This window comes from Sphingopyxis microcysteis (genome assembly GCF_012274265.1).
GTDB lineage: Bacteria > Pseudomonadota > Alphaproteobacteria > Sphingomonadales > Sphingomonadaceae > Sphingopyxis > Sphingopyxis microcysteis.
Map to the genome: position 1 here is coordinate 464,078 of NZ_JAANYY010000003.1, position 25,897 is coordinate 489,974.

Consider the following 25,897-nt stretch of genomic DNA (forward strand, 5'->3'; position numbering starts at 1 on the left):
GGGGTTTGAAGTGTTTAAAGCCGTTCGATGATCGTGACGTTGGCCTGACCGCCGCCTTCGCACATCGTCTGGAGACCATATTTGCCGCCGGTGGCATCGAGCACGCCGAGCAGCGTCGCCATCAGCTTGGTACCGCTGGCGCCGAGCGGGTGGCCGAGCGCGATCGCGCCGCCGTGCTGGTTGATCCGCGCCGGATCGGCGCCAAGATATTTAAGCCACGCGAGCGGCACCGGCGCGAACGCCTCGTTGACTTCATAGGCGTCGATGTCGCCAATCGACATGCCCGCTTTCTTGAGCGCGCGCTCGGTCGCGAACAGCGGCTCTTCGAGCATGATCACCGGGTCGCCCGCGGTCACCGAGACGTGATGGATGCGCGCGCGCGGGGTCAGGCCATGATCCTTCAGCGCCTGTTCGGACACGACCAGCGCGGCGCTCGCGCCGTCGCAGATCTGGCTGGCCGACGCGGCGGTGATCGCGCCGCCTTCCTGCAGCAGCTTGACGCCCGCGATACCCTCGAGCGTCGCATCGAAGCGGATGCCCTCGTCGACGAGGTGCATTTCGCGGCCTTCGGGGGTGTCGATCTCGACCCCGACGATTTCGCGCTTGAAATGGCCCGCTTCGGTTGCGGCGGCGCCGCGGCGATGGCTTTCGAGCGCATAGGCGTCGAGGTCGGCCTTGGTCAGGCCGTGCTTCTTGACGATCATTTCGGCGCCCATGAACTGGCTGAACATGATGCCGGGGTATTTTTCCTCGAGCCGCTCCGATTTATAGTGGCCGAGCCCTTCCTTCATGAACAGCGTCGCGACGCTGCCCATCGGCACGCGCGTCATGCTTTCGATGCCGCTGGCAAGCACGATGTCCTGCGTCCCCGACATCACCGCCTGCGCGGCGAACTGGATCGCCTGCTGCGACGATCCGCACTGGCGGTCGATGGTGACCGCGGGGATCGAGTCGGGAAGCTTCGAGGCGAGCACGGCGTTGCGGCCGACGTCCATCGTCTGCTGGCCGCCTTGGCTGACGCAGCCGGTGATGACATCGTCGATCTTCGACGTGTCGAAATCGTTACGGTCGGCGATCGCGTCGAATACCGCGGCGCCAAGATCGACGGGGTGGACGCCGGCGAGCTTGCCGCCGCGCTTGCCGCCAGCGGTGCGGACGGCGTCGACAATATAGGCTGTGGCCATTGGAGAGTTCCTTTCCGAATGTCGTCGCCCCCGCGAAGGCGGGGGCCGTTGGAGGCGTCAAGTGACGCCCAGTTAGACAGCCAGCGGCCCCCGCCTGCGCGGGGGCGACGGGCTTACAGCTTGCGCCCGATCAGTTCCTTCATAATCTCGTTCGTGCCGCCGAAGATCCGCGTCACGCGCGCGGCGCGCCACGCGCGGGCGATCGGATATTCGTTCATATAGCCCGCGCCGCCGTGCAGCTGGAGGCATTTGTCCATGACCTCCCACTGCAGGTCAGTGTGCCACAGCTTCGCCGCGGCGCCTTCCTCCGGGGTCAGTTCCTTTTTCAGGTGCCGCGCCAGCGCCCAGTCGAGGTGCGCCCAGCCGACCTGCAATTTTGCCTTCAGATCGGCGAGGACGAAGCGACTGTTCTGGAAATCGAGGATCGGCTTGCCGAACGCCTTGCGCTCGCGGGTGAATTCGACGGTGTCGTCGAAGGCGCGCTGCGCCGAGGCCTGCGCGCTGACCGCGATCGACAGGCGCTCCTGCGGCAGCTCGCTCATCAGATAGATGAACCCCTGCCCCTCTTCGCCGAGGCAGTTGGTGATCGGGACGCGGACGTCGTTGAAGAACATTTCCGACGTATCGGCCTCGTCCTGCCCGATCTTGTCGAGGTTGCGGCCGCGCTGATAGCCTTCGCGGTCGGCCTCGACGAGGACGATCGAGACGCCCTTCCACGCCGGTTGCACTTCGGTGTCGGTCTTGACGCAGACCAGGATCAGGTCGGCGTTCTGGCCGTTGGTGATATAGGTTTTCGACCCGTTGATGACATAATGATTGCCATCCTTTTTCGCCGTCGTCCGCATCCCCTGCAGGTCGCTGCCGGTGCCGGGTTCCGTCATCGCGATGGCGGTGATCACTTCACCCGCAACCATCTTGGGCAGCCAGTGCCGCTTCTGCTCTTCGCTGCCATATTTGACGATATAATTGGTGACGATGTCCGACTGGAGCGAGAAGCCGGTGGTGGCGCGGCCATAATAGGCGCTTTCTTCATCGACGATCGCGTTATAGCCGAAGTCGAGGCCCAGCCCGCCATATTCCTCGGGCACCGTCGGGCAGAGCATCCCAAGCTCGCCCGCTTTCGGCCAGATCGATTTGGGAACGATCCCGTCCTCGGCCCATTGCGCGGCGTTGGGCGCGACTTCCTTTTCCAGGAACTGGCGGACGGTGGCGCGAAACGCCTCATGGTCGTCGGTGTAGGCAGAGCGCGACAGCGTATCGAGCGACATGGCTTTCCTTTCCCTTGCGGCGGCCGAACGCAAGCGGGGAGTCGGCCGCAACTTTTCGGTCACCAAAAGACCTTACGTTTACGTGCACGTCAAGTAGAAAGACGTTACGGCAGGAAACTCATTCGTCGCCCCCGCGAAGGCGGGGGCCGCTGGAGGCCTTATCCGGCAGCGCCGCGTAAACCGATAGCGGCCCCCGCCTTCGCGGGGGCGACGACATTGCTTAGGCGGCGAAGGCAACGAATAGGTTTGCAGCCGCTGGGCAGCGCCCCCTCGCCGCGCTACGACATCGACCATGGTCGAACTCCTCCTCGATGCCGGCGCGCTGCTCGGCGAATCGCCGCGCTGGAGCGTGGCCGAACAGCGTCTGTACTGGGTCGACATCGAGGGGCGGACGATCCACCGCACTGACCCTGCAACCCGGACCGACGAAATGATGCCGCTGGACCAGCAGGTCGGCTGCGTCGCCCTGCGCGCGGGCGGCGGGCTGGTCGCGGCGCTGGAGGATGGCTGTGCGCTGATCGACGCGTGGGGTACGGCGCCGCGCCCCTTTGGTCCGGCGGCGCTGGCCGACAAGCCCGAGCAGCGTTTCAACGATGGCTGTGTCGATGCCGCAGGGCGGTTGTGGGTCGGCAGCCTGACCAGCGACAAGGCGCATCCGACCGCGACGCTTTACCGGCTCGCTCCCGACGGATCGCTGACCGAAATCTTTGGCGGCCTGACCACCAGCAACGGCGCGGCGTTCAGTCCCGACGGTCGCATATTCTATCATGCCGACACGCCGACCCATGCGATCCGTGCCTTTGACGTCGACCCCGCGAGCGGCATGCTCGGCGAGGGCCGGACCTTGCACCAGTTCCCGCTTGGCAATGGCCGCCCCGACGGCGCGGCGGTCGATGCCGAAGGCTGTTACTGGTCGGCGCTGTGGGACGGGTGGCGCGTCGTCCGCCTGTCGCCCGCGGGCGAATTGCTCCAGACCGTCGAGCTGCCGGTCCAGCGCCCGACGATGATCGCGTTCGGCGGCGCGGACATGCAGACCGCCTTTGTCACCAGCGCGGGCAAGAATTTGTCCGACGAGGAGCGCTTGGGCCAGCCGCATGCGGGCGGGGTGTTTGCGTTTCGGGTCGCGGTGCCGGGGTTGGTGCCGCCGCTGTTTGGGGGGTGATGATCGGGGGGGGCTACGGTGAGCGAATGCCGAGGCAAACGTGCGACCAGCCCCCGCCCGCCAACCTTGCACATCGTCGTCACATAAGGTTAAGACGTCCGCAACATGGTTTCCGCCGAAACCGTTTCCCCGGGGAGATTCACCTATGCCGCGCCACGCGCTTCCTTTCCGCCGCCCGCTATCGCTGTTGCTCGCATCCAGCGCGCTGCTCGCGGGTTGCACCAATATGGACCGACCGATGACCGCATCCGCCGAACCCGTCGCCGCCCCGGCGCCCGCCCCGACCAGCGTCAGCGCCAACCCGATGCTGGCGGAATGGACCGGCCCCTATGAAGGGGTGCCGCCGTGGGACAAGATGGACCCCGAACTGTTCCCCGACGCCTTCACCAGGGCGATGGCCGAGGTGAAGGCCGAGGTGCAGGCGGTGATCGACAATCCGGCAGCGCCGACGTTCGAGAACACCCACGTCCCGATGATGCTGGCGGGAGAGACGATGGAGCGCGTGTCGGCGCTGTGGGGCGTGCAGACGTCGAACAAGTCGAACGACCGCGTCGAGGATATCGACGCCGAATGGAGCCCCAAGCTCACCACTTTCTACACCGAGCTGTTCCTCGATCCCAAGCTGTTCGCCCGCTACAAGGCCGTGTACGACGCGCGCCAGACGAGCGGGCTCAATGCTCAGCAGATCCGCATCGTCGAGCGCGCCTATGACGAGATGGTTCGCGACGGCGCCAATCTGTCGGCGGCCGACAAGGGCAAGCTGGTCGCGATCAATTCCAAGCTGGAAAGCCTGTTCTCGGCCTTTTCGTCGAAGCTGCTGGGCGACGAGAAGCTGTACACCTTTGTCACCGACAAGGCCGACCTCGCCGGGCTCGACGCAGGCTTTATCGCCTCGCTTGCCGCCGCCGCCGAGGCCAATGGCAAGCCCGGTCAGTGGGCGATCAAGAACACGCGGTCGTCGGCGCAGCCGGTGCTGCAAAATGCCACCAACCGTGCGCTGCGCGAAAAAGTCTATAAGGCGTTCGTGAGCCGCGGCGACAACGGCGATGCCAACGACACCAACGCCACGATCGCCGAAATCCTGGCGCTCCGCCAGCAGCGCGCCGAGCTGCTCGGTTTCCCGACCCACGCCCATTACCGGATGGCCGACACGATGGCCAAGACCCCCGAAAATGCGATGGGGCTGATGATGAAGGTATGGCCCGCCGCGGTGGCGCGGGTGAAGGAAGAGGTCGCCGACATGCAGGCGATCGCCGACGCCGACGCCAAGGCTGGCAAGGGACCGAAGATCACCATCGAACCCTGGGATTATCGCTTCTATTCGGAAAAGGTCCGCAAGGCGAAATACGACCTCGATGAAAGCGAGGTGAAACCCTATCTCCAGCTCGACAAGCTGGTCGACGGCATGTTCTGGTCGGCGGGGCAGCTCTATGACATGGGCTTCCGCGAAAATACCGGCACGATCCCGGTGTTCGACCCCAAGGTGCGGACGTTCGAGGTGTACAACCTCAAGTCAGGCAAGAATATCGGCGTCTTCTACCTCGACAATTTCGCGCGCGACGGCAAACGGTCGGGCGCGTGGATGACGACCTATCGCAGCCAGCAAAAGCTGGGCGGCGCGCGCAACGTGCTGGCGTCGAACAATAATAATTTCACCGAAGCCGCAAAGGGCGAACCGACGCTGATCAGCCTCGACGACGCGGCGACGCTGTTCCACGAATTCGGCCATGGCATCCATTTCCTGCTGTACGACATCAACTATCCCGCGCTCGCCGGGGTGCCGCGCGACTTTGTCGAATATCCAAGCCAGGTGAACGAAAATTGGCTGATGACCCCCGAAGTGCTGTCGAAATTCGCGACGCACTATAAGACGGGGGCGCCGATGCCGCAGGCGTTGCTCGACAAGATCGAGGCGTCGGGCAAGTTCAACCAGGGCTTTGAAACCGTCGAATATCTGGCAAGCGCGATCGTCGACATGAAGCTGCACGATCGCAAGGTACCGCCGACCGACGTCGACAAGTTCGAACGCGAAACACTGGCCGCGATGGGGATGCCGCGCGAAATCGTCATGCGCCACCGCCTGCCGCAATTCGGCCATCTGTTTTCGAGCGATGCCTATTCGGCGGGCTATTACAGCTACCTCTGGTCGGAAACGATGGACGCCGACACCTGGGCGGCGTTCACCGAAGCGGGCGGCCCGTGGGACCGCACCGTGGCCGACAAGTTCCGCACGATATTGCTGATGACCGGCAACGAAACCGACCGCGCCGAAGCGTACCGCGCCTTCCGCGGCCGCGATCCCGACGTATCGGCGCTGCTGAAAAAGCGCGGTTTTCCGACCGACTGATCTGGACAAAACCGGGGAGGCAAAGGGGGTCTTTATGGCCCCCTTTGTTTGTCTGGCGCACAGGGGTGACGAATGGCGGGAAGCGACCGAAGTAAGACGTCGCCCCCGCGCAGGCGGGGGCCGCTTTCGGTTTACGCGGCCGCGCAGAATTGGGCAGCTAGCGGCCCCCGCCTGCGCGGGGGCGACGGTTTAGCTTCGCCCTCCCCATCCGAATCCCGTTGACCATCGCCCAAAACGATATAAATATGATATCATCTTTATATCGAATCGGAGGGTAAGATGGTTGAAGGAGGGACACCGGCGCTGAACCGCAGCCGCGAGACGCGCGCGCTGACGCAGAGCGGTTATCTGATGCTGCTGGTCTGGGTGCTGTTGCTCGGCCTTGCCCTGTGGGCGGGGATCAGCAATGCGACCGCCGAATTTCAGGTCGCGTGGAAATGGGTGATCGTGGCGGTGTCCGCGGTCGTCGGTTTCCTGATCCTGTGCGGCTTTTACCTGATCAACCCAAACGAAGCCGCGGCGATCCAGCTGTTCGGCGCCTATAAGGGCACCGACCGCGAGGAAGGGCTGCGCTGGGTGCTGCCGTGGCTGACGCGCAAGAAGATTGCGGTGCGCGCGAACAACGTCATCTCGGACAAGATCAAGGTCAACGACCTGCGCGGCAACCCGATCGAGATGGCGGCGCAGGTCGTGTGGCGCGTCACCGACACCGCGCAGGCGCTGTTCGACGTCGACGATTACAAGGAGTTCGTGATGGCGCAGATCGAGGCCGCGGTGCGCTCGATCGGCTCGCGCTATCCCTATGACGACATCGAACATCAGGAAATCACGCTGCGCGGCAACCATGACGAGGTTGGGGTCGAGCTGCGCAAGGCGCTGATCGAGCGGCTGGAAGTCGCCGGGATTACCGTCGATGAATGCGGCCTGACCCACCTCGCCTACGCTCAGGAAATCGCCGGCGCGATGCTGCGCCGCCAGCAAGCGGAAGCGGTGATCGCGGCGCGCAAGAAACTGGTCGAGGGCGCGGTGACGATGGTCGAGATGGCGCTGACCCAATTGTCCGAAAAGCAGGTTGTCGACCTGGACGACGAGCGCAAGGCGGTGATGGTGTCGAACCTGATGGTCGTGCTGTGCGGCGAACGCGACACCCAGCCGGTGGTGAACGCCGGATCGCTCTACTGAGCCTGCCGGTGCTTTAGTCGATGCCCGCGTCCGCCAAAAAAGCCTTTGCCCTCCGCCTCGATCCCGCGCTTTACGCGGCGATCGAGCGGCTGGCGGCGGACGAGCTGCGCAGCGCCAATGCCGAGATCGAGGTGCTGCTGCGCGAGGCGCTGGCGCGGCGCGGGGTGACGCCCCGGGCCGCTGCGCCTGCCAAACGCGGGCGACCGCCGAAGGAGGAGAGCGGATCATGATGCATATGTTCCTGCGCGAAGGGCCGTGGTTCCGCGCCAAACGCCGCGGCTATGGCACCGGGATGCCGATCGTCTGGCAGGGCTGGTTTTTACTGGCGCTGCACATTGCGTTGATCACGGGGGTCGCGGTCGCGCTACAGGGCCGACCTGTGGCGATGACCATCGCGGTCATCCTCGCGGGGCTGGCGCCGATGCCGATTTATCGCGCCAGGACCGAAGGCGGCTGGCGCTGGCGGTGAGTTTGGCCGGAGCGATGGCGGCTTGGGGGTAGGGAGCGGATGTCAAATCCTCCCCGGAACGGGGAGGGGGACCAGCGAAGCTGGTGGAGGGGCACCGTCGGTTTGCCTTGACGCCGAAGCAGTGCTCCGCCGTTAGATTGCCGGCAAATATCGCTCACCAAGTCTAGAGCGACGTAAACCGCCTGTGCCCCTCCACCACCCTTCGGGTGGTCCCCCTCCCCCGTTGGGGGAGGATCGCTGACGCCCCAACAAGCTTTTCCACCGCTAGCGCCGCGACCCCGCTTGCCCCCCAAGGGGTTGATGGTTAAGGCCGATGGTCATGACTAGTACGCCCGCCCCCGTCCGCATCGCCCCGTCGATCCTGAGTGCCGATTTCGCCGCGCTGGGGCAGGAAGTGCGCGCGATCGAGGCGGCGGGCGCCGACTGGGTTCATATCGATGTCATGGACGGCCATTTTGTCCCGAATCTGACGATCGGCCCGGCGGTGGTGAAGGCGCTGCGCCCCCATTCGACCCTGCCCTTCGACGTCCATCTGATGATCAGCCCGGTCGATCATTTCCTCGACGCCTTTGCCGCGGCGGGCGCCGACATCATCACGGTCCACCCCGAGGCGGGGCCGCACATTCACCGCAGTATCCAGCACATCAAATCGCTGGGCAAACAGGCGGGGGTGTCGCTGAACCCGGCAACCCCGGCCAAGATGCTCGACTATCTGATCGACGATATCGACCTGGTGCTGGTGATGAGCGTCAATCCGGGCTTTGGCGGGCAAAGCTTTATTTCCAGCCAGCTGCGCAAGATCGAGGCGGTGCGCAAGATGATCGACAAGAGCGGCCGCGACATCCGGCTGGAGGTCGATGGCGGGATCGACGCGGGCACCGCACCGCTGGCGATCGCGGCTGGCGCCGACGTGCTGGTCGCGGGCACCGCGACCTTCAAGGGCGGCCCCGATGCCTATGCGGGCAACATCCGGCGGCTGCGCGGCGAGGGCTGAACGATGGAGGGGAGACCGTTAAATTCGGCCCCTGCCGACCCGCCGCTTGATCTGGCTGACGACGCGCCGCCGATCGACGATTCGATCGAGCCCGGCAAGCGGCTAATCCGCCTGCCCGCCGACAAGGGGCTGTCGCTCGGCGACCGCGTCGCCAATGCGATCACCCGGCTGACCTGGCGCACGCCCTTGCACGCCTTTCGCCTGAAGGGCCGCTTTCCGCTCAAACTGCTGGGCGTGCCGGTCGACCCGGTCCCGGGCGACACCCGCGCCGGGACGGCGATCCGCGCCGGCCACTTCCTGCACCGCGGGCTGAAGCTGCCGCTGGGCGAACTTGATTTTGCCGCGCTCGACGTTGCGCCGACCTTTGCCGATTATCTGCACAGCTTTGCGTGGCTGCGCGATCTCGCCGCCACCGGCACGCGCGCCGACGGGGTGCCGATCGCCGAGGCGGTCGTCCGCCACTGGCTGGGCACGCATGGCGAGACGGTCAGCGAACCGGCATGGAAGGCCGACAACACCGCGTGGCGCATCCTGTTCTGGGCGTGCCATGCGCCGCTGATCCTGTCGTCGAGCGATCTGGTCTATCGTTCCGCGGTACTCAACCACCTCGCCCGCGCGGCGCGGCACCTCGACCGCGTCGCCGACAAGACGCGCCCGGGTACGGGGCAGATGGTTGCGTGGGTCGGGATCGTCGCCGCATCGCTGCTGATGCCCGGCGGCGAGCCGCGGCAGGTGTTCGGTGAGGCTGGGCTGCGCAAGGTGCTCGAGACGAGCTTCTACGCCGATGGCGGCAATATCTCGCGCTCACCGCAGGCACAGCTCGACGCGGTGATGGCGCTGGCAATGCTCGCCAAGGTTTATGACATGCGCCGGATGGAGGTGCCGCCGTTCATCCAGGAAGTGCTGGCGCGCGCGGTCCCGGCGCTGCTCGGGCTGCTCCACAGCGACGGCGGCATGGGCAGCTGGCAGGGCAGCGGCGCGACGTCGGCCGCGCATGTGCAGGCGATCGTCGCCGCGAGCGGGGTGCGCACCCGGCCGCTCAAACAGGCGCGTGACTGGGGCTATCAGCGGCTGGTCGCCAACAAGGTCGTGCTGCTCGCCGATGCAGCGCCGCCGCCGATCGCGCGCGTCACGGAGGCGGGCTGCGCATCGACGCTGGCGTTCGAACTCAGCGATGGCGACGAACGCATCGTCGTCAATTGCGGCGGCGCAGCGCTGACCGGCGCGACGATTCCGGCCGATCTGGCGCGAGGCCTGCGCACCACGGCGGCGCATTCGACCCTGATCCTGGCCGACACCAATTCGACCGCGATCCTGTCAAATGGCACGCTCGGCAAGGGGGTGACCGAGGTCGAACTCGACCGGCGCGAGACGCCGCAAGGCAGCCGCGTCGAGATGAGCCACGACGGCTATGCGCGGCGCCACGGGCTGATCCACCGCCGCCTGCTGATCCTGTCGCCGAACGGCCGCGAGCTGCGCGGCGAGGACATGCTGCTCCCCGCCCCGCGCACCCGGCGCAAGGGCGACAAGGGATTCGCGCTGCGCTTTCACCTTGGCCGCAATATCTCGGCCAGCCTGACCGCCGACAAATTGGGGGCGCTGCTGCGGATCAACGGCGGCCCGCTGTGGCAATTCCGCACTTCCGAGGGCGCGCTCGACGTCGAGCAAAGCCTGTGGGTCGATGGCGAAGGCCGCCCGCACCCGACCGAACAGCTGGTCGTGACCGGCACCGCGCCCGCGGGCGGCGTCAGCATCGGGTGGATTTTCAAGCATATTGGGTGAAGTGCGACGGGTTTCGACCGAAATCAGCCGCTCAATCCAGTCCCCGTTCGTATCGAGCGAAGTCGAGATACGCGTGGCTTGGCGTGAGCGGTCGGCGTGTCTCGACTTCGCTCGACACGAACGGAAATGGGAGACGTCTGAAATCCACCCCAAACCGGACGCTCCACCCGTCGAGGTCCAGCAACCGGCGCCCCAGGGACTGAGCGCCGGTCACCGAAGCGTTAGAAAGCGTAGCGTGCCATCAGCTGGAATACCGGCCCGGCCTTTTCGCTTTCGAGTTCATATTCGTCGAAACTGCGATCGTTCTGATCCTCGATCGTGGTGAACTTGTTGAACCGCTCGCGCTTGGCGCCGTTGAGCAGGTTCGATCCCACCGCGCGGATCGTGAAGCTTTTGCCAAAGCGCTTTTCGACGAAGATTTCGAGGTCGGCGCCATAGCTGGTGAAGACCTCTTCACCCACGGTGCGGTCGAACGCCCCGCCCTGTTTGCGATAGGTGGCGCCGAACGCCGCGCCAACCGACGGGATGTCCTGGATCATCCCGAAATTATAGACATATTCGCTCTGGCCGTTGAAGCGACGCTTGCCGAATTCATCGACGATCTTGCTGTCGAGCCACGAGATGTTGCCGAATATGCCGGTGTCGGGCAGCCCGACGAAGCCAAGGTCGGTCGACAGGTCGAATTCGATCCCCCACACCTTGCCATCGCCGATATTCTGCGGCTGGTATACGAAGGTGCCCGCACCTTCCGACCCGGTGACGCCGGTGTTGGTCAGCTCGATGAGGTCGTTCACCTTGCGATAAAAGACGTTGATCCCGGCAATGCCGGCGCGGCCAAGGCGCTGTTCGAAGCCCAGGTCGGCGCCCCATGCGGTTTCGGGATCGAGCAAGGGATTGCCGAGCAGGTCATTGTCGCCGAGCTCGGCATCGAGCCGCGCCGGTGAAATGAAGTTGAATTCGGGACGGCGGCTGGTGCGCGCGATCGATGCGGTGACGCGGCCGCGGGCGCCGACGTCGATCTTGACCGATGCCGATGGAAGCAGCTTTTCGTAATCATTGTCGATGCGCGTCGCGGGCGGAGTCAGATCGACGATCGTGAGGTCGGTGGTTTCGTAACGAACGCCCGCCTCCCACTTCACGCCGGGCATGTCGCCCTCGATCAGAACGAAACCGTCGAGCCGCTTTTCCTCGATCATGTTGATGCCGCCAACCGCCGGGACAAAAGCGCCGAACGGGCGGACGAACTCGGTCGGGTTGCGGGCGAACTGATCATAACCCTGCCGGTTGGCGGCGGTCAGATTGTAACGATCGCGCGGCGCTTCGGTGATCGCGGTCGCGCGATCCTTGTCCTGCCACAGGCCGCCGACGAGCAGCTTGGCCCCTTCGCCCAAAGCAATTTCATGTTCCAGCCGCACCGAAAATTCCTTGTCGGTGATGCCGGTCAGCGTCTGGTCGCCGGTAAAGCGCGGCAGCGCGCGGTCGAATTCGACCTCATATTCGGTTTCGAACCGATCTTCGTCGAAATAGGCGTAACCGACCTTCAGGCTCGTTTCGCCCGCCGACCAGCGGTGCGCCAGCTTGCCGTTGACGCTGTAATTGTCCTGGTTGATCGTCGCGACATTGGCATTGTCGACGGTCAGATTGCCCGGCGGCGTCGCGCGGATCGGACCGTTGATGTCGGTCGGGTGATTATATTCAAAGCTGCGCTCGGTTTCGGTACGATCGGTGTGGACGTAAAAGCCGTTCAGCGAGAAATCGGTCGTATCGCCCTTGATGTCGTAGGTCGCGTTGAACGAATAATCCTTGCCGTCGCGCGTGTCGACCTGGTCTTCGCGGTTGTTGAAGTCGTCGACCGCGAAGTTCGGATTATTCTCGGGCGAGTCGTCGTAGCGCAGCGAGAATTTCTTCTTGGGGTTGTGCCGCCCCTGGAAATTGGCGCCGATCAGGAAGCGTCCCGGCCCGAGCGCACCGCCGAACACGCCGCCGACGCTGGGTTCGAGCTCCTTGTCGTCATAATAGAGCCCGCCGGCGCGCAGATAGCCGCCGTCGAGTTCATAACCGTCGCGCAGCTTGATGTTGAGCGTCCCCGCGACCGCATCGCCGGTGCGGCGCGCCGACGACGAACGGACGATTTCGACCCGGTCGATCAGCTCGGCGGGGATGCGATCGAGGAAAAAGCTGCGGTCGGCGTTCGATCCCGGCACTTTTTCGCCGTTGATCAATATCTGGGTGTAGCCCGGCGGCAGGCCGCGCAGCCGCGCCCCGTCGCTTTCGATCACGTCGGACAGGAAGGTCACCGACGGCACGCGCTTCAGCGCGTCGCCCGCGGTCAGCGGTTCGAACCGCTGGAAAAATTCGCTGTCATAGGACAGCACGGGTTCGGCCTGATTCTCGCTGCGGTTGCGGTACCCGATGCTGCCCAAGACGACGATTTCCTGCGACGTGGTGATCGTGCCGTCGGCATTCTGGATCGGCGCCATATCCTGCGCGTCCTGCGCGGCGGCGGGCGCAGCGATCATGGCGGTTGCGAGCGCAAGCGCTGCGGCGGAATTCAGGCTGAAAATACGAATCATGTTGGTCGAGCCCCCTTTGTGGTTGCCGGGCCTCTAGGGTGGTCCTGTGACAGTTTGCGACGAGCATCATGACGTTTGCATGACAGTTAAGTGACGGAAATATTGTGGGATTGACGCAGCGCAACTTTGCTGGAACGGGGCGCGACCAACCGCGCCGCGGCGCGTCCGCAATCAGGGGAAAGACGATGTCGGCCATCCATCATGCGAAGCTTTTGTCTTCGTTCGCTTTTGCGATCGCGCTCGCCGGATGCGCGGCAAGCCAGCCTGCGATCACCGGCCTGCCGCCAGTGCAGGTGACCGCAAGCGCCGAGACCGCGCCGGTCGGAACCGGCCGCGCCGACGCCGCCGACGACCCGGCGGTGTGGGTCGACCCCGCCAACCCGAACCGCGCGCTGATCGTCGCGACCGACAAGAAGGCGGGACTGCACGTCTATGACCTTAGCGGCAAGGACATCGCCTTCACGCAGGCGGGTCTCGTCAACAATGTCGATGTCGTCGGCGACATCATCGTCGCGAGCGACCGCAACGACGGGGTGAGCGCGCATCTCGCGCTATTCCGCCTCGACGCCGACAAGCCCGCGATCACCCCGCTGGGCCGCGCCGCGGCGGGCAGCGGCGAAGCCTATGGCCTGTGCCTGAAACGGACCGCGCCGGGCGCCCCGATCACCGCCGCGCTTATCGTCAAGGATGGCACGGTGCGCGTCGGCACGCTGGCGGTGAACGGCACGCCGACCTTCACGGTCGAGTGGGAGCACAAGATCCCGACCCAGTCCGAAGGCTGTGTTTTCGACGGCGACACGCTCTATGTCGGGGAGGAAGATGCCGGTGTGTGGCGGCTCGAGCCGAACGGCAAGGCGGCGACCGCGACGATGGTCGCGCCGGTCGACAACCAGCGCCTCGTCGCCGATGTCGAGGGACTGGCGACGATCGACCACAAGGGGCAGCGCTACCTGCTCGTGTCGAGCCAGGGCGACAACGCTTTCGCGGTCTTCAAGCTGCCGTCGATGGATTATGCCGGGCGTTTCGCGGTCGCCGCAGGAGCCTTTGGCGCGGTGAGCGAGACCGACGGGATCGAGGCCGTCGCGGGCAATTTTGGCGCCGCTTTCCCGGACGGGCTTTTCCTTGCGCAGGACGGGCATAACGAGCCGCGTGCCCAGAATTTCAAGCTGGTGCGCTGGGACCAGATCGCGGCGGCGCTGGGGCTGTAGCCTTTGCTGCTGGAAAAATTCTGTGTCCCCGCGAAGGAGCATCGGGTCGGGTCGTCCCCCGGACGATCCTTGAACATGCGGGGCATGTTCAACCCGATACTGACCCATTTCGGGCCGGTTCAAGGTCGCGCGTACAGATGATGGGCTCGCGCCTTCGCGGGAGCACACAGCCCGTTTACCGGTGGGTCGCACTTGCCCTGACCGCCCTTCGCGCCTAGGGGAGCCGCGTCTTTCCCTTCCTGCAAAGGCCGCCCTTTCCATGACCGACCTGATTCCCGTCCGCCGCGCCCTCTTGTCCGTCAGCGACAAGGCGGGGCTCGCCGAGCTTGCCGCCGCGCTCGTCAAGCATGGCGTCGAGCTGGTATCGACCGGCGGCACGGCGAAGGCGCTGCGCGAGGCGGGGCATAATGTACTCGACGTGGCGGATCTCACCGGTTTCCCCGAGATGATGGACGGCCGGGTCAAGACGCTGCACCCGACCGTGCACGGCGGCATCCTCGCGGTGCGCGACGACGCCGCGCATGTCGCGTCGATGCAGGAACATGGCATCGGTGCGATCGATCTGGTGGTCGTCAACCTTTACCCCTTCCTCCAGACGGTCGCATCGGGCGCCGATCGCGACACCGTCATCGAGAATATCGACATCGGCGGCCCCGCGATGGTGCGCTCATCGGCGAAGAACCACGCATTCGTCGGCATCGTTACCGAGCCCGAAGATTATGCCGCGGTCATCGCCGAAATGGACGCCAATGGCGGTGCGACCACGCTCGCGCTGCGCAAGCGCCTTGCCGCGACCGCCTTTGCCCACACGGCAAGCTACGACAGCGCCATCGCGCGCTGGTTCGCGATCGTCGATCAGGGCAAGACTTTCCCCGACACGCTGCCGCTGACCGCGAAGCTCGCCAGCGAATTGCGCTACGGCGAAAATCCGCACCAGAAGGCGGCACTCTATATTCCGGCGGTCCCCGGACCGCGCGGGATTGCCGGCGCCGAACAGGTGCAGGGCAAGGAGCTTTCGTACAATAATATCAACGACGCCGACGCAGCGCTCGAACTCGTCGCCGAATTCCGCGACGCCGATCCGACCTGCGTCATCGTCAAGCACGCGAACCCGTGCGGGGTCGCGAGCGCGGCGACGATCGCCGAAGCCTATGACGCGGCGCTGAAGTGCGACGATGTGTCGGCGTTCGGCGGGATCATCGCGGTCAACCGGCCGCTCGACGGCGCGACGGCGGAGCTGATCAGCGGCATCTTCACCGAAGTCGTGTGCGCGCCCGACGCCGATGCCGACGCCCGCGCGGTGTTCGCAAAGAAGAAGAACCTCCGCCTGTTGCTCACCGGCGAACTGCCCGATCCGGCGCGCGGCGGGCTGATGCTGAAGGGGATCACCGGCGGCTGGCTGGCGCAGAGCCGCGACAATGGCCGCATCACCCGCGACGAATTGAAGATCGTCACCGACCGCGCGCCGACCGACGCGGAACTCACCGACGCGCTGTTCGCGTGGACGATCGCCAAGCATGTGAAGTCGAACGCGATCGTCTATGCCAAGGGCGGGTCGACCGCGGGCATCGGCGCGGGACAGATGAACCGCCGCGACAGCGCGCGCATCGCCGCAGTGAAGGCGCGCGAGGCGGCCGAAAGCCATGGCTGGGCCGAACCGCGCACCGTCGGCAGCGCGGTCGCGAGCGACGCCTTTTTCCCCTTTGCCGACGGCTTGCTGGCAGCGGTCGAGGCCGGCGCGACCTGCGTGATCCAACCGGGCGGGTCGATCCGCGACGATGAGGTGATCGCCGCGGCGAACGCAGCGGGGCTCGCGATGGTTTTCACCGGCATGCGCCACTTCCGGCACTGATCGAGAGGCGCATAAATGGCTATTCAGATCGATCCGACGGCACGCCCCACCGCGCGCAGCCTGCTCGCCCATCTCTACAACTGGACGATCGCCAAGGCGTCGCACCGCCATGCCCAATGGTGGCTGTTCGCCATCGCCTTCGTCGAATCGAGCTTCTTCCCCATCCCGCCGCATCCGGTGCTGGGGCTGATGTGCCTTGCCGATCCCAAGCGCGCGGTGCGCTATGCCGCGATCTGCACCATCGGATCGGTGCTCGGCGGGCTGTTCGGCTACGCGATCGGCTATTTCCTCTATGAAAGCATCGGCTTGTGGTTGCTCGGCGCGCTGGGACTGACCGAGAAATTCCCCGTCGCGGTGTGCTTCCTCAACCAATATGACGCGGAGGCGATCATCATCGCAGGCGCCACGCCGATCCCGTTCAAGCTGATGACGCTGACCGCAGGCTTTACTGCCATGGACCTCGCGACCTTCATCGGGGCGAGCATCGTCGGGCGCGGCATGATCTTCATGGCCGTCGGCATCCTGTTCCGCGTCTTCGGCGCGCCGATCAAGGCATTCATCGAGAAATATCTCGGCATGGTGACGACCGCCTTCGTCGCGCTGGTCATCGGCGGCTTTGTCGTGGTCGGGCTGCTTTCGGGTGACGGCGACAAGAGCGCCGACGCGTGCAGCGGCGCGACGTGGGAAAGCATCGGGCTGGATCGGAAATAGCCCCACACCCCTCCCGCAGGCGGGAGGGGCAGCGAGACTTGGGAGCTTGCTCCCTAGTCGCAGCGGGGTGGGCCCCCGGAGGTTGCTGGCCCACCCCCGCCCCCTCCCGCCTGCGGGAGGGGAGAAAAATGCTTACTCGTTCGCCGCCGTATGCAGCCAATCGGCGTGGCGCGGCGCCTTTTTCGTCTGGCTCCATTCGTCGAGCATCAGCGGCGCGACGCGGCGCAGCTCGGCATATTGCTCGGCGGTGCCGATGTCGCACGCCAGCTCGACCCGGTGGCCGTTGGGGTCGAAGAAATAGATCGACTTGAAGATGCCGTGGTGCGTCGGGCCGAGCACGTCGACGCCTTCGCTTTCCAGATGTGCCTTGGCTGTGACCAGCTCGTCATAGCTGCCGACCTTGAACGCGAGGTGCTGGACCCACGCCGGGGTGTTCTCGTCGCGCCCCATCACGGGCTGGTTGGGCAGTTCGAAAAAAGCGAGGATGTTGCCGTTCCCGGCGTCGAGGAAGACGTGCATATAGGGGTCATATTCGCCGGTCGACGGCACATGATCCTCGGCGAAAGCGGTGGTGTAGGTCATGCCGAGCATGCGTTCGTACCACTCGACCGTCTGCTTCGCGTCTTTGCAGCGATAGGCGGCGTGGTGGACACCGCCCAGTTTGATCGGAGACTGACTGGTCATTTTACCCAACTCCATTTGTGCTGCGCTCGCCTTTCACCGTAGCCCTGAGCCCGTCGAAGGGCGCTTATCGGCGATAGGCTCCCTTCGACGGGCTCAGGGCTACGGCAAATAAATCAAGCGGGTTCTTTGATTTCCAGCGCGCCGCGGCGGATCTGGTCCATTTCCATCGATTTGAACAAGGCGGTGAAATTGCCCTCGCCGAACCCTTCATCCTTCTTGCGCTGGATGAATTCGAAGAACACCGGGCCGATCACCGTCTGGCCGAAAATCTGGAGCAGCAGGCGCGGGTCGCCATCTTCGGTCGATCCGTCGATCAGGATCCCGCGCGATTGCAGCGCCTCGACCGGCTCGCCATGTCCCGGCAGGCGCTCATCGAGCATCTCGTAATAGGTCGCCGGCGGCGACGGCGCGAACGGGTTGCCGAGCGCTTTCAGCCTGTCCCACGCGGCGTAAAGATCGTCGCAGCTGAACGCGATATGCTGGATGCCCTCGCCATTATAGGCGCGCAGATATTCCTCGATCTGGCCCTTGCCGCCCGCACCTTCCTCGTTGAGCGGAATGCGGATCTTGCCGTCGGGGGCGGTCATCGCCTTCGACGTCAGGCCGGTATATTCGCCCTTGATGTCGAAATAGCGGATTTCGCGGAAGCCCGCGATGCGCTCGTAAAAGGCTGCCCAATGCGCCATGCGGCCGCCATAGACATTGTGCGTCAGATGGTCGATCAGCTGCATGCCCGCGCCGACCGGATGACGATCGACGCCCTCCTCATAAACGAAATCAATGTCGTAGATGCTGAGGTCGTCGCCATAGCGATCGATCAGATAGATGATCGACCCGCCAATGCCGCGGATCGCGGGGAGGCGCAGTTCCATCGGACCCGGGGTCGTTTCGACCGGTTCGGCGCCGCGTTCGATCGCTTCGCTGTACGCCTTGGCCGCATCGCGAACGCGCCAGCCCATGCCGCACGCCGACGGGCCATGTTCGGCGGCAAAATAGGCGGCAGGCGATTTGGGTTCGTAATTGGCGATCAGGTTGATGCCGCCCTGGCGCCACAGCTGGACATCCTTCGAGCGGTGATGCGCGATCTGGGTAAAGCCCATCGCCTGGAAAACGGGTTCGAGGACGCCTTTTTCGGGTGCGGAGAATTCGACGAATTCAAAACCGTCGAGACCCAGCGGATTGTCAAACAGGTCAGCCATGATCGATCCCCATCTAGTTTCAATTGAAACTAATATGGTCGATTGGGGTGGGAGAGTCAATGCTCGGCGATGCTCCACCGCCGAAACGAGCCGTCATTGCGAGGAGCGAAGCGACGCGGCAATCCAGAGTGTGCGCAAACCGCGCTGGATTGCTTCGCTACGCTCGCAATGACGGAGCGTGATGACGTTGCGGTCCTGCGTGACCCTTTACGCCCCCACCCCCTCAAACGCCTCCAGCGCTTCGCCTGCCGCGATCCAGCGTGCCTCGGCGGCTTCCTGCGCGGCGACGATCTTGCCGCGGCGCTGTGACAGCTCGCTCATCGTCAGGCCTTTATATTCGTTCACGGCGCCCGCCGGGTCGAACATCGCGCGGTCGATGGCGGAAAGGATGACCTGATATTTCGCGAGATCAGCCTCGGCATCGGACACCTGCTTGCGGATTTTCGCCGCCGCTTCACGCGCCGCAGCGGCGGCCTTGCGGTCTTCCTTCTTGTCGGTTTTCGACACCTTGTCCTTGGACGGCCCCTTGCCCAGGATCAGGTCGACATAATCGTCCATGCTGCCCGAATATTCGCGCGCGGTGCCGTCGTCGACCAGGACCAGCCGGTCGGCGGTGAGTTCGAGCATATGCCGGTCGTGGCTGACCAGCACCACCGCGCCGTCAAAGCCGTTCAAGGCCTGGACCAGCGCCTCGCGCGCGTCGACGTCGAGGTGGTTCGTCGGCTCGTCGAGGATCAGCAGGTGCGGCGCATCGCGGGTGATCAGCGCCAGCGCGAGCCGCGCGCGTTCGCCGCCCGACAGCTTCTTGACCTCGGTCGTCGCCTTGTTGCCCGAAAAGCCGAAACGGCCAAGCTGCGCGCGGATCGCCGCCTGCGTCTTGCCCTCCATCACCCGCGTCATGTGGGCGAGCGGGGTATCGCTGCCGTCGAGTTCTTCGACCTGATATTGGGTAAAGTATCCGACGCGCATCTTGCCCGACGCCGCCATCGCGCCCGCCATCGGGGTAAGCTGTGCCGCGAGCAGGCGTGCGAGCGTCGTCTTGCCGTTGCCGTTACGGCCGAGCAGGGCAATGCGGTCGTCGGGATCGATGCGCAGGTTAAGCCGCTGAAGCACCGGCTTGTCGGCATAGCCGACGCTGGCGAGGTCGAGCGTGATCAGCGGCGGTTTCAGCTCGTCGGGGCTCGGGAAATCGAAGGCCAGCGTCTGATCCTCGGCCAGCGCGGCGATCGGCTGCATCTTGGCCAGCAGCTTCGCGCGCGACTGCGCCTGTTTGGCGGTCGAGGCGCGGGCACTGTTGCGCGCGACATAATCCTGCAGCTTCGCGCGCTGCGCATCCTGCGACGCCTTGGCCGCCGCCAGCTGCGCCGCGCGTTCGGCGCGCTGGCGCTCGAATGCGTCATAACCGCCCGCATAGAGCGTGACCTTGCCGCCCTCGAGATGCAGGATATTGTCGACGACATTGTTGAGCAGGTCGCGTTCGTGGCTGATCACCACCAGCTGCCCCGGATAGGCCCGGAGGAAATTTTCAAGCCACAGCGTCGCTTCGAGATCGAGGTGGTTCGACGGTTCGTCGAGCAGCAGCAGATCGGGTTCGGAGAAGAGTAGCGCGGCAAGCGCGACGCGCATCTTCCACCCGCCCGAAAAACTGTCGAGCGGTTGGCCCTGCATATCCTCGTCGAACCCCAGCCCGATGAGGATGCGCGCGGCGCGCGCGGGCGCCGTATAGGCATCGATCGCGATCAATCGTTCATGGATGTCGCCGAGCTTGTCTGGATCCTGCTCGGTCTCCGATGCCGCGAGCAGTTCGGCGCGTTCGGTATCCGCGGCGAGCACCGTGTCGAACGGCGTCGCGGTGCCGCTCGGCGCTTCCTGCGCGATGTAGCCGACGCGCGTCTTGCGCGGCATGTCGATGCTGCCCTCGTCGGCCTCGAGCTGGCCGATCATCACCTTCATCAGCGTCGATTTGCCCGCGCCGTTGCGCCCGATCAGCCCGACGCGGCTTTTCGCCGGCAGGCTCGCGGTGGCGCGTTCGAGGATGGCGCGCCCGCCCAGGCGTACAGTGATTCCGTTGATCGTCAGCATGGCCGCGCGCCTAGCATGTTGCGGCGCACAACCCAAGTCCCGCACTGGCTTTCCGTGCAAGGGTGCGGCACATGCAGGGAATGACCGAGCTCGCCCCCTTTCACATCGCCTTTCCCGTCGACGATCTGGACGCCGCGCGCCATTTTTACGGGACCATTCTCGGCTGCCCCGAGGGGCGCAGCGACGCCGACTGGATCGACTTCAACCTCTATGGCCACCAGATCGTCGCGCATCGGGTCGCTCGGCGGGAGGCGGCCGCGGGGCATAATCCGGTCGATGGTCACGCGGTGCCGGTGCCGCATTTCGGCGTCGTCCTGCCCCCCGCCAAATGGCAGGCGCTCGCCGATCGGCTGATCGCGCATGACATGACCTTTGTTATCGAACCGCACACCCGCTTTGCCGGGCAGCCGGGCGAGCAATCGACGATGTTCTTTCTCGACCCCGCGGGCAATGCGCTGGAATTCAAGGCGTTCGAGGATATGGGGCAACTCTTCGCCACCTGAGCGCAGGCGCATCGGGCCGCTCGCAGGTTCGCTTGCCTGAAAATCGCTCGCGCCGCAGGCGTCGCGCGCTTGGCCAAGGCTAGCCTGCTTTCCGTTTGACGCCCGTTTGATGCTCGCCGCGCTACGAGCGCCCTTTCAGCGTCGAGTGACGTGCCTTGGGCGCACGTCTCCGAAGCGACGGGAGCAGGTTATGCCGGACACGATCGAGCTAAACAGCATCAGCCATCATTTCGATACGCTCAGCGAACGAATCGAGCTGTTCCATGGCCTTTCCTACACGATCCGCGCGGATGAGACGCTAGCGATCATCGGCCCTTCGGGCGCGGGAAAGTCCAGCCTGCTGTCGATCGCGGCAGGTCTGGAAATTCCGGCGGACGGGGATGTCCGTTTCACCATCGACGGGGTTGCAGTGGACGCGCTGACGATGCGTGCCAACTCCGGTTTCATTTTCCAGCAGTTCCACCTGATGCCGGAGCTCGATGCGATCGGGAATCTGGCGTTGCCGCTTCGCCTGAAGGGCAACCGCCATGCGTTCGACATTGCCGCGACCTGGCTGGACAAGGTGGGACTGAAAGATCGCGCGCGGCACCGTCCGCATCAATTGAGCGGCGGCGAGCAGCAACGCATTGCAGTGGCCCGCGCCTTTGTGACCGGGCCGCGGTTCATCTTCGCCGATGAGCCCACCGGCAATCTCGACGTCCACACCTCCGAAAGCGTCGCCGCGCTGATGTTCGATTGCGCCCGGGAAACGCGGTGCGGCCTGGTCATCGTGACCCATAGCCACGCGATGGCCAAGCGGGCCGACACCGTTCTGCTACTGGACAGCGGCCAGTTGAAGGCCGCGGCATGAGCAGGCTCCAACTGATGCTCGAAAACAGCTGGCGCGACCTCAGGAGCGGCGACGGGCGCATCAGCATGGCGACCCAGACGGCGCTGCTGTTTTTCCTGCTGACGCTGACGCTGACCGGTGCGTCGATCCAGCGCTATCTGTCGGACAATCTCGATCAGATGCTCGGGTCGGATTTGGTGGTGGAAACCCATTCGCCGCTGACCGAGCGCGACGAAGCGACGTTCCGATCGATCGCGACGGGCCTTTCGGTCACCCAGCTCACCGACATCACCCTCACGCACAAGGATGAATGGGCGCGCGTCCAGTTGAAGCTGGTCGACGATGCCTATCCGATGCAGGGCGATCTGCAGATCGGCGACACGCCGGTCGCAACCCAGCGTGCTGTCGGCCGCGGGCCGAAGATCGGCGATATCTGGATCGATTCGCGGCTTGCCATAAAGCTGCGGACGAACGTGGGCGACATCCTCACTATCGGCGGCGCCGACCTGCGGCTCGGCGCGATCCTGTTCCACGAACCCGACCGCATCATGGAGGGTCATAGCGTGGCGATGCGCGCGATGGTGCACGCCGAAAGCCTGGCCGCCACGTCGATCAGCAGCAGCAAGGGGCGCCTGCGCTATCTGGCCACGGCCGACGAAAGGCAGCAACAGGCGATTGCAACCTGGGCGCGGCAGGCGCTGCCCGGCGCCAGTGTAATCCGGAAATTCGGCGGCCAGCATCCGCTCGCCAGCTTCTGGCAACGCACCGAAAATTTCCTCGGCCTGGCATCGGTGATCCTGTTCTTCATGGGCGCGGTCGCGCTCGACATGACCAATCGTCGCTGGCTCGCCAAAATGCGCTATCGGCTCGCGATCTATGCCAGCTTTGGTACGCGCTCCCGGACCGCGATGCTGATGGCGCTCGGCGAATGGCTCGCGGGCTTCCTGCTGTCGATCGCCTTCGCCAGCGCGCTGGCAATATTGGCCTACGCGCTGATCGTCGCCGAACTGCAAGCCTATTTCCCCGGGCTGCGGGCCGCATGGCATGTCGCACCGGCGCTGAAGACCATCGGCCTTTTCTTCCTGCTGTTGCTCGCGCTTCAGGTGCCGAGTTTTGTCCAGCTGTCGCGCGCATCCTTGCTCTCGCTCATTCGCAACCCCGGCGAAGGCCGCCATGTCTGGCAGCGGCTGTTCTGGAACATTGCCGCCGTGACGCTGCTCGCCGCGGCCTATTCGGACAACTGGTTGCTGACCGGAATGACGCTGACCGCGATCGCCGCGGCCCTCGCCCTGATGGCGGCGCTGACCTGGGCGGTCATCCGGCTGGGTGATGCGTGGGGCCGCCGCCGCGCGGGGCTCTTGCCCTTTGCCTTTTTCATGATGCGCCAGCGTCTGTTCGCCAAATCGGCGCAGGTGATGGGTCTCGGACTATGCGGCCTGCTGCTGCTGTTCTCGCTGATGCTGATGCGCGACCTCGGGACCATGATGGAAAGCCATGGCCGCAGCCATGACGGCAACCTGATGATCGCCGAAGCCCAGTCCGACCAGATCGACGCGATCCGTCACTGGGCCGCAGCGACGGGCAGCAGCATCCGAGCCTTGCGTCCCTTTGTGTCGGCGCAGCTCGTATCGGTGAACGGCAAGGCGCTGGCCGACATGGACAAACCCAGCGACACATTGGCGACACTCAAGGATCCGATCCGGCTGAGCTGGACCGATGCGATGCCCGAAAACAATCGCCTCGTCGGCGGCACATGGTGGTCCGCCGGCACCGACAAGTGGCGGCAAATCTCTGCCGAGCCCGAAGTCATGACCGACATGGGCCTCGCCTATGGCGACACGCTCTCCTACCAGATCGGCGGCGCGCGCCATGATTTCATGCTGGTCGCGAGCCATGCCTATCGACCAGGTGCCGGGTCGATCACCTTCTGGTTCCAGGTGCCGCTATCCGCGAGGCCGCAGATCGACGCCCCCACCCGCTATATGGGCAGCATGGAATTGTCCGAGCCGGCATGGAAGGCGCTGGCGGCGCTGTGGCAGCAGCACCCGACGCTCTCGCTGGTGCCGCTGCAGGAGCTGACCGAGCGGTTCGACCGGACGCTCGGCATCGTCACGAAGGTGACGGCGGGCTATGCCGCGATGGTGCTGCTGCTCGCGCTCTTCGTGCTCGCCGCGTCGGTCAGCGGCTTCAGCGCCGACGACCGCCAGAAAAACGGCCTACTGATGAGCATGGGACTGCGCGAGCGCGATTGCCTGCGTCTCAATCTCTGTGACTGGAGCGTCACCGCCCTGATTGCCGCCGTTGGGGCCATCGCGGGCACGTGGAGCGCCGGATTGCTGATCTATCGGGATCAGTTCGACCTGACGTATAGCCCCGACATGCTTTGGGTGGCGACGATCATCCTCGCGATGGTCGGAGCCGTATGTTTCGTGGGCTATTTGGCGTGCCGCCAAAACCTCAAGGTTTCGGTCCGGGACCTGATGGCGACTTAAGCGAACTGTCCGAGCCCGACCGCATTTGGTCATGAGCCGCGCGAACGGCGGCTTTCGGTCGGACAGCGTGTGTCGGCGAGTTTTGCCGGAGCTGCCGCTTTCGCAAAAAAACAAGGTTGGGAATGGCCGCAACCGATCCTCAGCGCCAATCGGTGTCGATCCCGCCGCAATGGCCCGAAACGACCGCGACCTCCTTCAAATTTTCTTCGCTATCCCGGACTTGATCCGGGATCCATCCACGCACCGTCGGACGAATGGATCCCGGATCAAGTCCGGGATGACGAATAAGGGAGTGTCGGCGCGCCACCCCAAAAGCGAATGTCGCGCCGCACATCGCAAACGTAGCGTCCAAAAGCAAAAAAGCCCGCAATCCCATAGGGAAAGCGGGCTTTTTGTTGGTTGCGGGAGTAGGATTTGAACCTACGACCTTCAGGTTATGAGCCTGACGAGCTACCGGGCTGCTCCATCCCGCGCCACCAATGTCGCGGCGCCAAAAGCGATCCGCGAAAACAGCAAAAGGCCGGCATTTCCGCCGGCCTCTAACTTTGTGAATGGGTTTTTCCGTATTCGTCCTCACGTCGGCTGCAATGCCTGGCGACGTCCTACTCTTCCAGGGCTTGAGCCATAGTACCATCGGCGCTGTCAGGTTTCACGGCCGAGTTCGAGATGGGATCGGGTGGGTCACTGACGCCATGGTCACCAAGCAATGAAGCCGGCGTGGGTCGAATTTGGGTTTCAATCGAATGCCCGTGCAATTTGGACTTTGTTACAATCATCCACTTCGCGGACAATCTTGCGGCTTGTGGCCATTCAGGACTGTCGTTGATGGTGGGACTCTTAAGTGCGAATAGAGCAATTAGTATCGGTTAGCTCCACACGTTACCGCGCTTCTACATCCGATCTATCAACGTGGTGGTCTTCCACGGCTCTATGAAATCTTATCTTGAGGGAGGCTTCCCGCTTAGATGCTTTCAGCGGTTATCCCGTCCATACATAGCTACCCTGCTGCGCCACTGGCGTGACGACAGGTACACCAGAGGTATGTTCAACCCGGTCCTCTCGTACTAGGGTCAACTCCTCTCAAATTTCGACGCCCACGGCAGATAGGGACCAAACTGTCTCACGACGTTCTGAACCCAGCTCACGTACCACTTTAATTGGCGAACAGCCAAACCCTTGGGACCTGCTCCAGCCCCAGGATGTGATGAGCCGACATCGAGGTGCCAAACGATTCCGTCGATATGAGCTCTTGGGAATCATCAGCCTGTTATCCCCGGCGTACCTTTTATCCGTTGAGCGATGGCCCTTCCACTCGGGACCACCGGATCACTATGACCGACTTTCGTCTCTGCTCGACTCGTCAGTCTCGCAGTCAG

Annotated in this window: 19 protein-coding genes, 1 tRNA gene and 2 rRNA genes (1 of these 22 only partly in view); 13 read left to right on the forward strand and 9 right to left on the reverse strand. The window is 64.4% G+C overall.

Going from position 1 to position 25,897, the window contains the following annotated elements:
• Positions 1-14: 14 nt before the first annotated feature.
• Positions 15-1,184: an acetyl-CoA C-acetyltransferase gene (locus G9408_RS10040; RefSeq protein WP_137870352.1), complete on the reverse strand. Its 1,170-nt coding sequence runs from the start codon at positions 1,182-1,184 to the stop codon at positions 15-17.
• Positions 1,185-1,297: 113 nt separating this feature from the next.
• Positions 1,298-2,452, reverse strand: coding sequence for an acyl-CoA dehydrogenase family protein (locus G9408_RS10045; protein ID WP_168453863.1), 1,155 nt, complete (start codon positions 2,450-2,452; stop codon positions 1,298-1,300).
• Between the two features lie 292 nt (positions 2,453-2,744).
• On the opposite strand from G9408_RS10045, the gene G9408_RS10050 reads away from it, so the two are divergent.
• The 7 genes from G9408_RS10050 to G9408_RS10080 all read left to right on the forward strand — a co-directional run bounded on the left by G9408_RS10050 (position 2,745) and on the right by G9408_RS10080 (position 10,388).
• Positions 2,745-3,614 carry an SMP-30/gluconolactonase/LRE family protein gene (locus G9408_RS10050; protein WP_168453864.1) on the forward strand — a complete coding sequence of 290 codons (870 nt, stop codon included), beginning with the start codon at positions 2,745-2,747 and terminating at the stop codon, positions 3,612-3,614.
• Positions 3,615-3,759: 145 nt separating this feature from the next.
• Positions 3,760-5,961: a M3 family metallopeptidase gene (locus tag G9408_RS10055; RefSeq protein WP_168453865.1), complete on the forward strand. Its 2,202-nt coding sequence runs from the start codon at positions 3,760-3,762 to the stop codon at positions 5,959-5,961.
• 279 nt (positions 5,962-6,240) lie between these two features.
• Positions 6,241-7,143 (forward strand): SPFH domain-containing protein, encoded by a 903-nt coding sequence (locus G9408_RS10060; RefSeq protein WP_168453866.1) that lies wholly within the window; start codon positions 6,241-6,243, stop codon positions 7,141-7,143.
• A 20-nt stretch (positions 7,144-7,163) separates the two neighbouring features.
• Positions 7,164-7,373 (forward strand): toxin-antitoxin system HicB family antitoxin, encoded by a 210-nt coding sequence (locus tag G9408_RS10065; RefSeq protein ID WP_168453867.1) that lies wholly within the window; start codon positions 7,164-7,166, stop codon positions 7,371-7,373.
• The gene (locus tag G9408_RS10070) at positions 7,370-7,612 is read left to right on the forward strand and encodes a hypothetical protein (RefSeq protein ID WP_168453868.1); all 243 of its coding nucleotides are present in this window, start codon (positions 7,370-7,372) and stop codon (positions 7,610-7,612) included. The genes G9408_RS10065 and G9408_RS10070 overlap by 4 nt, the downstream gene beginning before the upstream one ends.
• A 319-nt stretch (positions 7,613-7,931) precedes the next feature.
• Positions 7,932-8,606, forward strand: coding sequence for a ribulose-phosphate 3-epimerase (gene rpe / locus G9408_RS10075; protein WP_168453869.1), 675 nt, complete (start codon positions 7,932-7,934; stop codon positions 8,604-8,606).
• A gap of 3 nt (positions 8,607-8,609) precedes the next feature.
• Positions 8,610-10,388, forward strand: coding sequence for a heparinase II/III family protein (locus G9408_RS10080; protein ID WP_235957671.1), 1,779 nt, complete (start codon positions 8,610-8,612; stop codon positions 10,386-10,388).
• A 221-nt stretch (positions 10,389-10,609) separates the two neighbouring features.
• On the opposite strand, the gene G9408_RS10085 is transcribed toward G9408_RS10080, so the two are convergent.
• Positions 10,610-12,961, reverse strand: coding sequence for a TonB-dependent receptor plug domain-containing protein (locus tag G9408_RS10085; protein ID WP_210423309.1), 2,352 nt, complete (start codon positions 12,959-12,961; stop codon positions 10,610-10,612).
• A gap of 185 nt (positions 12,962-13,146) precedes the next feature.
• On the opposite strand from G9408_RS10085, the gene G9408_RS10090 reads away from it, so the two are divergent.
• From G9408_RS10090 to G9408_RS10100, 3 genes are all read left to right on the forward strand, one after another.
• The gene (locus G9408_RS10090; protein WP_168453870.1) at positions 13,147-14,169 is read left to right on the forward strand and encodes a phytase; all 1,023 of its coding nucleotides are present in this window, start codon (positions 13,147-13,149) and stop codon (positions 14,167-14,169) included.
• 259 nt (positions 14,170-14,428) lie between these two features.
• Positions 14,429-16,021, forward strand: coding sequence for a bifunctional phosphoribosylaminoimidazolecarboxamide formyltransferase/IMP cyclohydrolase (purH, locus tag G9408_RS10095; protein WP_168453871.1), 1,593 nt, complete (start codon positions 14,429-14,431; stop codon positions 16,019-16,021).
• Between the two features lie 60 nt (positions 16,022-16,081).
• On the forward strand, positions 16,082-16,732 hold the full coding sequence (locus G9408_RS10100) for a YqaA family protein (protein ID WP_168454105.1): 651 nt from the start codon (positions 16,082-16,084) through the stop codon (positions 16,730-16,732).
• Positions 16,733-16,864: 132 nt separating this feature from the next.
• Here the strand turns inward: G9408_RS10100 and G9408_RS10105 are convergent, their stop codons facing one another.
• The 3 genes from G9408_RS10105 to G9408_RS10115 form a co-directional block, all read right to left on the reverse strand.
• Positions 16,865-17,416: a VOC family protein gene (locus G9408_RS10105; RefSeq protein WP_168453872.1), complete on the reverse strand. Its 552-nt coding sequence runs from the start codon at positions 17,414-17,416 to the stop codon at positions 16,865-16,867.
• 113 nt (positions 17,417-17,529) lie between these two features.
• Complete coding sequence (hppD, locus tag G9408_RS10110) at positions 17,530-18,615, reverse strand: 4-hydroxyphenylpyruvate dioxygenase (RefSeq protein ID WP_168453873.1); 1,086 nt, start codon at positions 18,613-18,615, stop codon at positions 17,530-17,532.
• Between the two features lie 207 nt (positions 18,616-18,822).
• Complete coding sequence (locus G9408_RS10115) at positions 18,823-20,697, reverse strand: ABC-F family ATP-binding cassette domain-containing protein (RefSeq protein WP_168453874.1); 1,875 nt, start codon at positions 20,695-20,697, stop codon at positions 18,823-18,825.
• Between the two features lie 80 nt (positions 20,698-20,777).
• Here G9408_RS10115 and G9408_RS10120 point away from each other — a divergent pair, with 80 nt between their 5' ends.
• The 3 genes from G9408_RS10120 to G9408_RS10130 all read left to right on the forward strand — a co-directional run bounded on the left by G9408_RS10120 (position 20,778) and on the right by G9408_RS10130 (position 24,521).
• On the forward strand, positions 20,778-21,200 hold the full coding sequence (locus G9408_RS10120; protein WP_168453875.1) for a VOC family protein: 423 nt from the start codon (positions 20,778-20,780) through the stop codon (positions 21,198-21,200).
• Between the two features lie 190 nt (positions 21,201-21,390).
• Positions 21,391-22,050 carry an ABC transporter ATP-binding protein gene (locus G9408_RS10125; RefSeq protein ID WP_168453876.1) on the forward strand — a complete coding sequence of 220 codons (660 nt, stop codon included), beginning with the start codon at positions 21,391-21,393 and terminating at the stop codon, positions 22,048-22,050.
• On the forward strand, positions 22,047-24,521 hold the full coding sequence (locus tag G9408_RS10130; RefSeq protein WP_168453877.1) for an ABC transporter permease: 2,475 nt from the start codon (positions 22,047-22,049) through the stop codon (positions 24,519-24,521). Before G9408_RS10125 ends, G9408_RS10130 begins: the two co-directional genes overlap by 4 nt.
• A 396-nt stretch (positions 24,522-24,917) precedes the next feature.
• Here the strand turns inward: G9408_RS10130 and G9408_RS10135 are convergent.
• The 3 genes from G9408_RS10135 to G9408_RS10145 form a co-directional block, all read right to left on the reverse strand.
• Positions 24,918-24,994, reverse strand: a tRNA-Met gene (locus tag G9408_RS10135).
• Between the two features lie 116 nt (positions 24,995-25,110).
• Positions 25,111-25,225 (reverse strand): 5S ribosomal RNA (rrf, locus tag G9408_RS10140).
• Positions 25,226-25,358: 133 nt separating this feature from the next.
• Positions 25,359-25,897 (reverse strand): 23S ribosomal RNA (locus tag G9408_RS10145) (it continues 2,252 nt past the right edge of the window).

Excerpts from the sequence above, each read along its gene's own strand:
- G9408_RS10040 (WP_137870352.1), bottom strand. The coding sequence starts at position 1,184 with ATGGCCACAGCCTATATTGTCGACGCCGTCCGCACCGCTGGCGGCAAG.
- G9408_RS10045 (WP_168453863.1), bottom strand. The coding sequence starts at position 2,452 with ATGTCGCTCGATACGCTGTCGCGCTCTGCCTACACCGACGACCATGAG.
- G9408_RS10050 (WP_168453864.1), top strand. The coding sequence starts at position 2,745 with ATGGTCGAACTCCTCCTCGATGCCGGCGCGCTGCTCGGCGAATCGCCG.
- G9408_RS10055 (WP_168453865.1), top strand. The coding sequence starts at position 3,760 with ATGCCGCGCCACGCGCTTCCTTTCCGCCGCCCGCTATCGCTGTTGCTC.
- G9408_RS10060 (WP_168453866.1), top strand. The coding sequence starts at position 6,241 with ATGGTTGAAGGAGGGACACCGGCGCTGAACCGCAGCCGCGAGACGCGC.
- G9408_RS10065 (WP_168453867.1), top strand. The coding sequence starts at position 7,164 with ATGCCCGCGTCCGCCAAAAAAGCCTTTGCCCTCCGCCTCGATCCCGCG.
- G9408_RS10070 (WP_168453868.1), top strand. The coding sequence starts at position 7,370 with ATGATGCATATGTTCCTGCGCGAAGGGCCGTGGTTCCGCGCCAAACGC.
- rpe (WP_168453869.1), top strand. The coding sequence starts at position 7,932 with ATGACTAGTACGCCCGCCCCCGTCCGCATCGCCCCGTCGATCCTGAGT.
- G9408_RS10080 (WP_235957671.1), top strand. The coding sequence starts at position 8,610 with ATGGAGGGGAGACCGTTAAATTCGGCCCCTGCCGACCCGCCGCTTGAT.
- G9408_RS10085 (WP_210423309.1), bottom strand. The coding sequence starts at position 12,961 with ATGATTCGTATTTTCAGCCTGAATTCCGCCGCAGCGCTTGCGCTCGCA.
- G9408_RS10090 (WP_168453870.1), top strand. The coding sequence starts at position 13,147 with ATGTCGGCCATCCATCATGCGAAGCTTTTGTCTTCGTTCGCTTTTGCG.
- purH (WP_168453871.1), top strand. The coding sequence starts at position 14,429 with ATGACCGACCTGATTCCCGTCCGCCGCGCCCTCTTGTCCGTCAGCGAC.
- G9408_RS10105 (WP_168453872.1), bottom strand. The coding sequence starts at position 17,416 with ATGACCAGTCAGTCTCCGATCAAACTGGGCGGTGTCCACCACGCCGCC.
- hppD (WP_168453873.1), bottom strand. The coding sequence starts at position 18,615 with ATGGCTGACCTGTTTGACAATCCGCTGGGTCTCGACGGTTTTGAATTC.
- G9408_RS10115 (WP_168453874.1), bottom strand. The coding sequence starts at position 20,697 with ATGCTGACGATCAACGGAATCACTGTACGCCTGGGCGGGCGCGCCATC.
- G9408_RS10120 (WP_168453875.1), top strand. The coding sequence starts at position 20,778 with ATGACCGAGCTCGCCCCCTTTCACATCGCCTTTCCCGTCGACGATCTG.
- G9408_RS10125 (WP_168453876.1), top strand. The coding sequence starts at position 21,391 with ATGCCGGACACGATCGAGCTAAACAGCATCAGCCATCATTTCGATACG.
- G9408_RS10130 (WP_168453877.1), top strand. The coding sequence starts at position 22,047 with ATGAGCAGGCTCCAACTGATGCTCGAAAACAGCTGGCGCGACCTCAGG.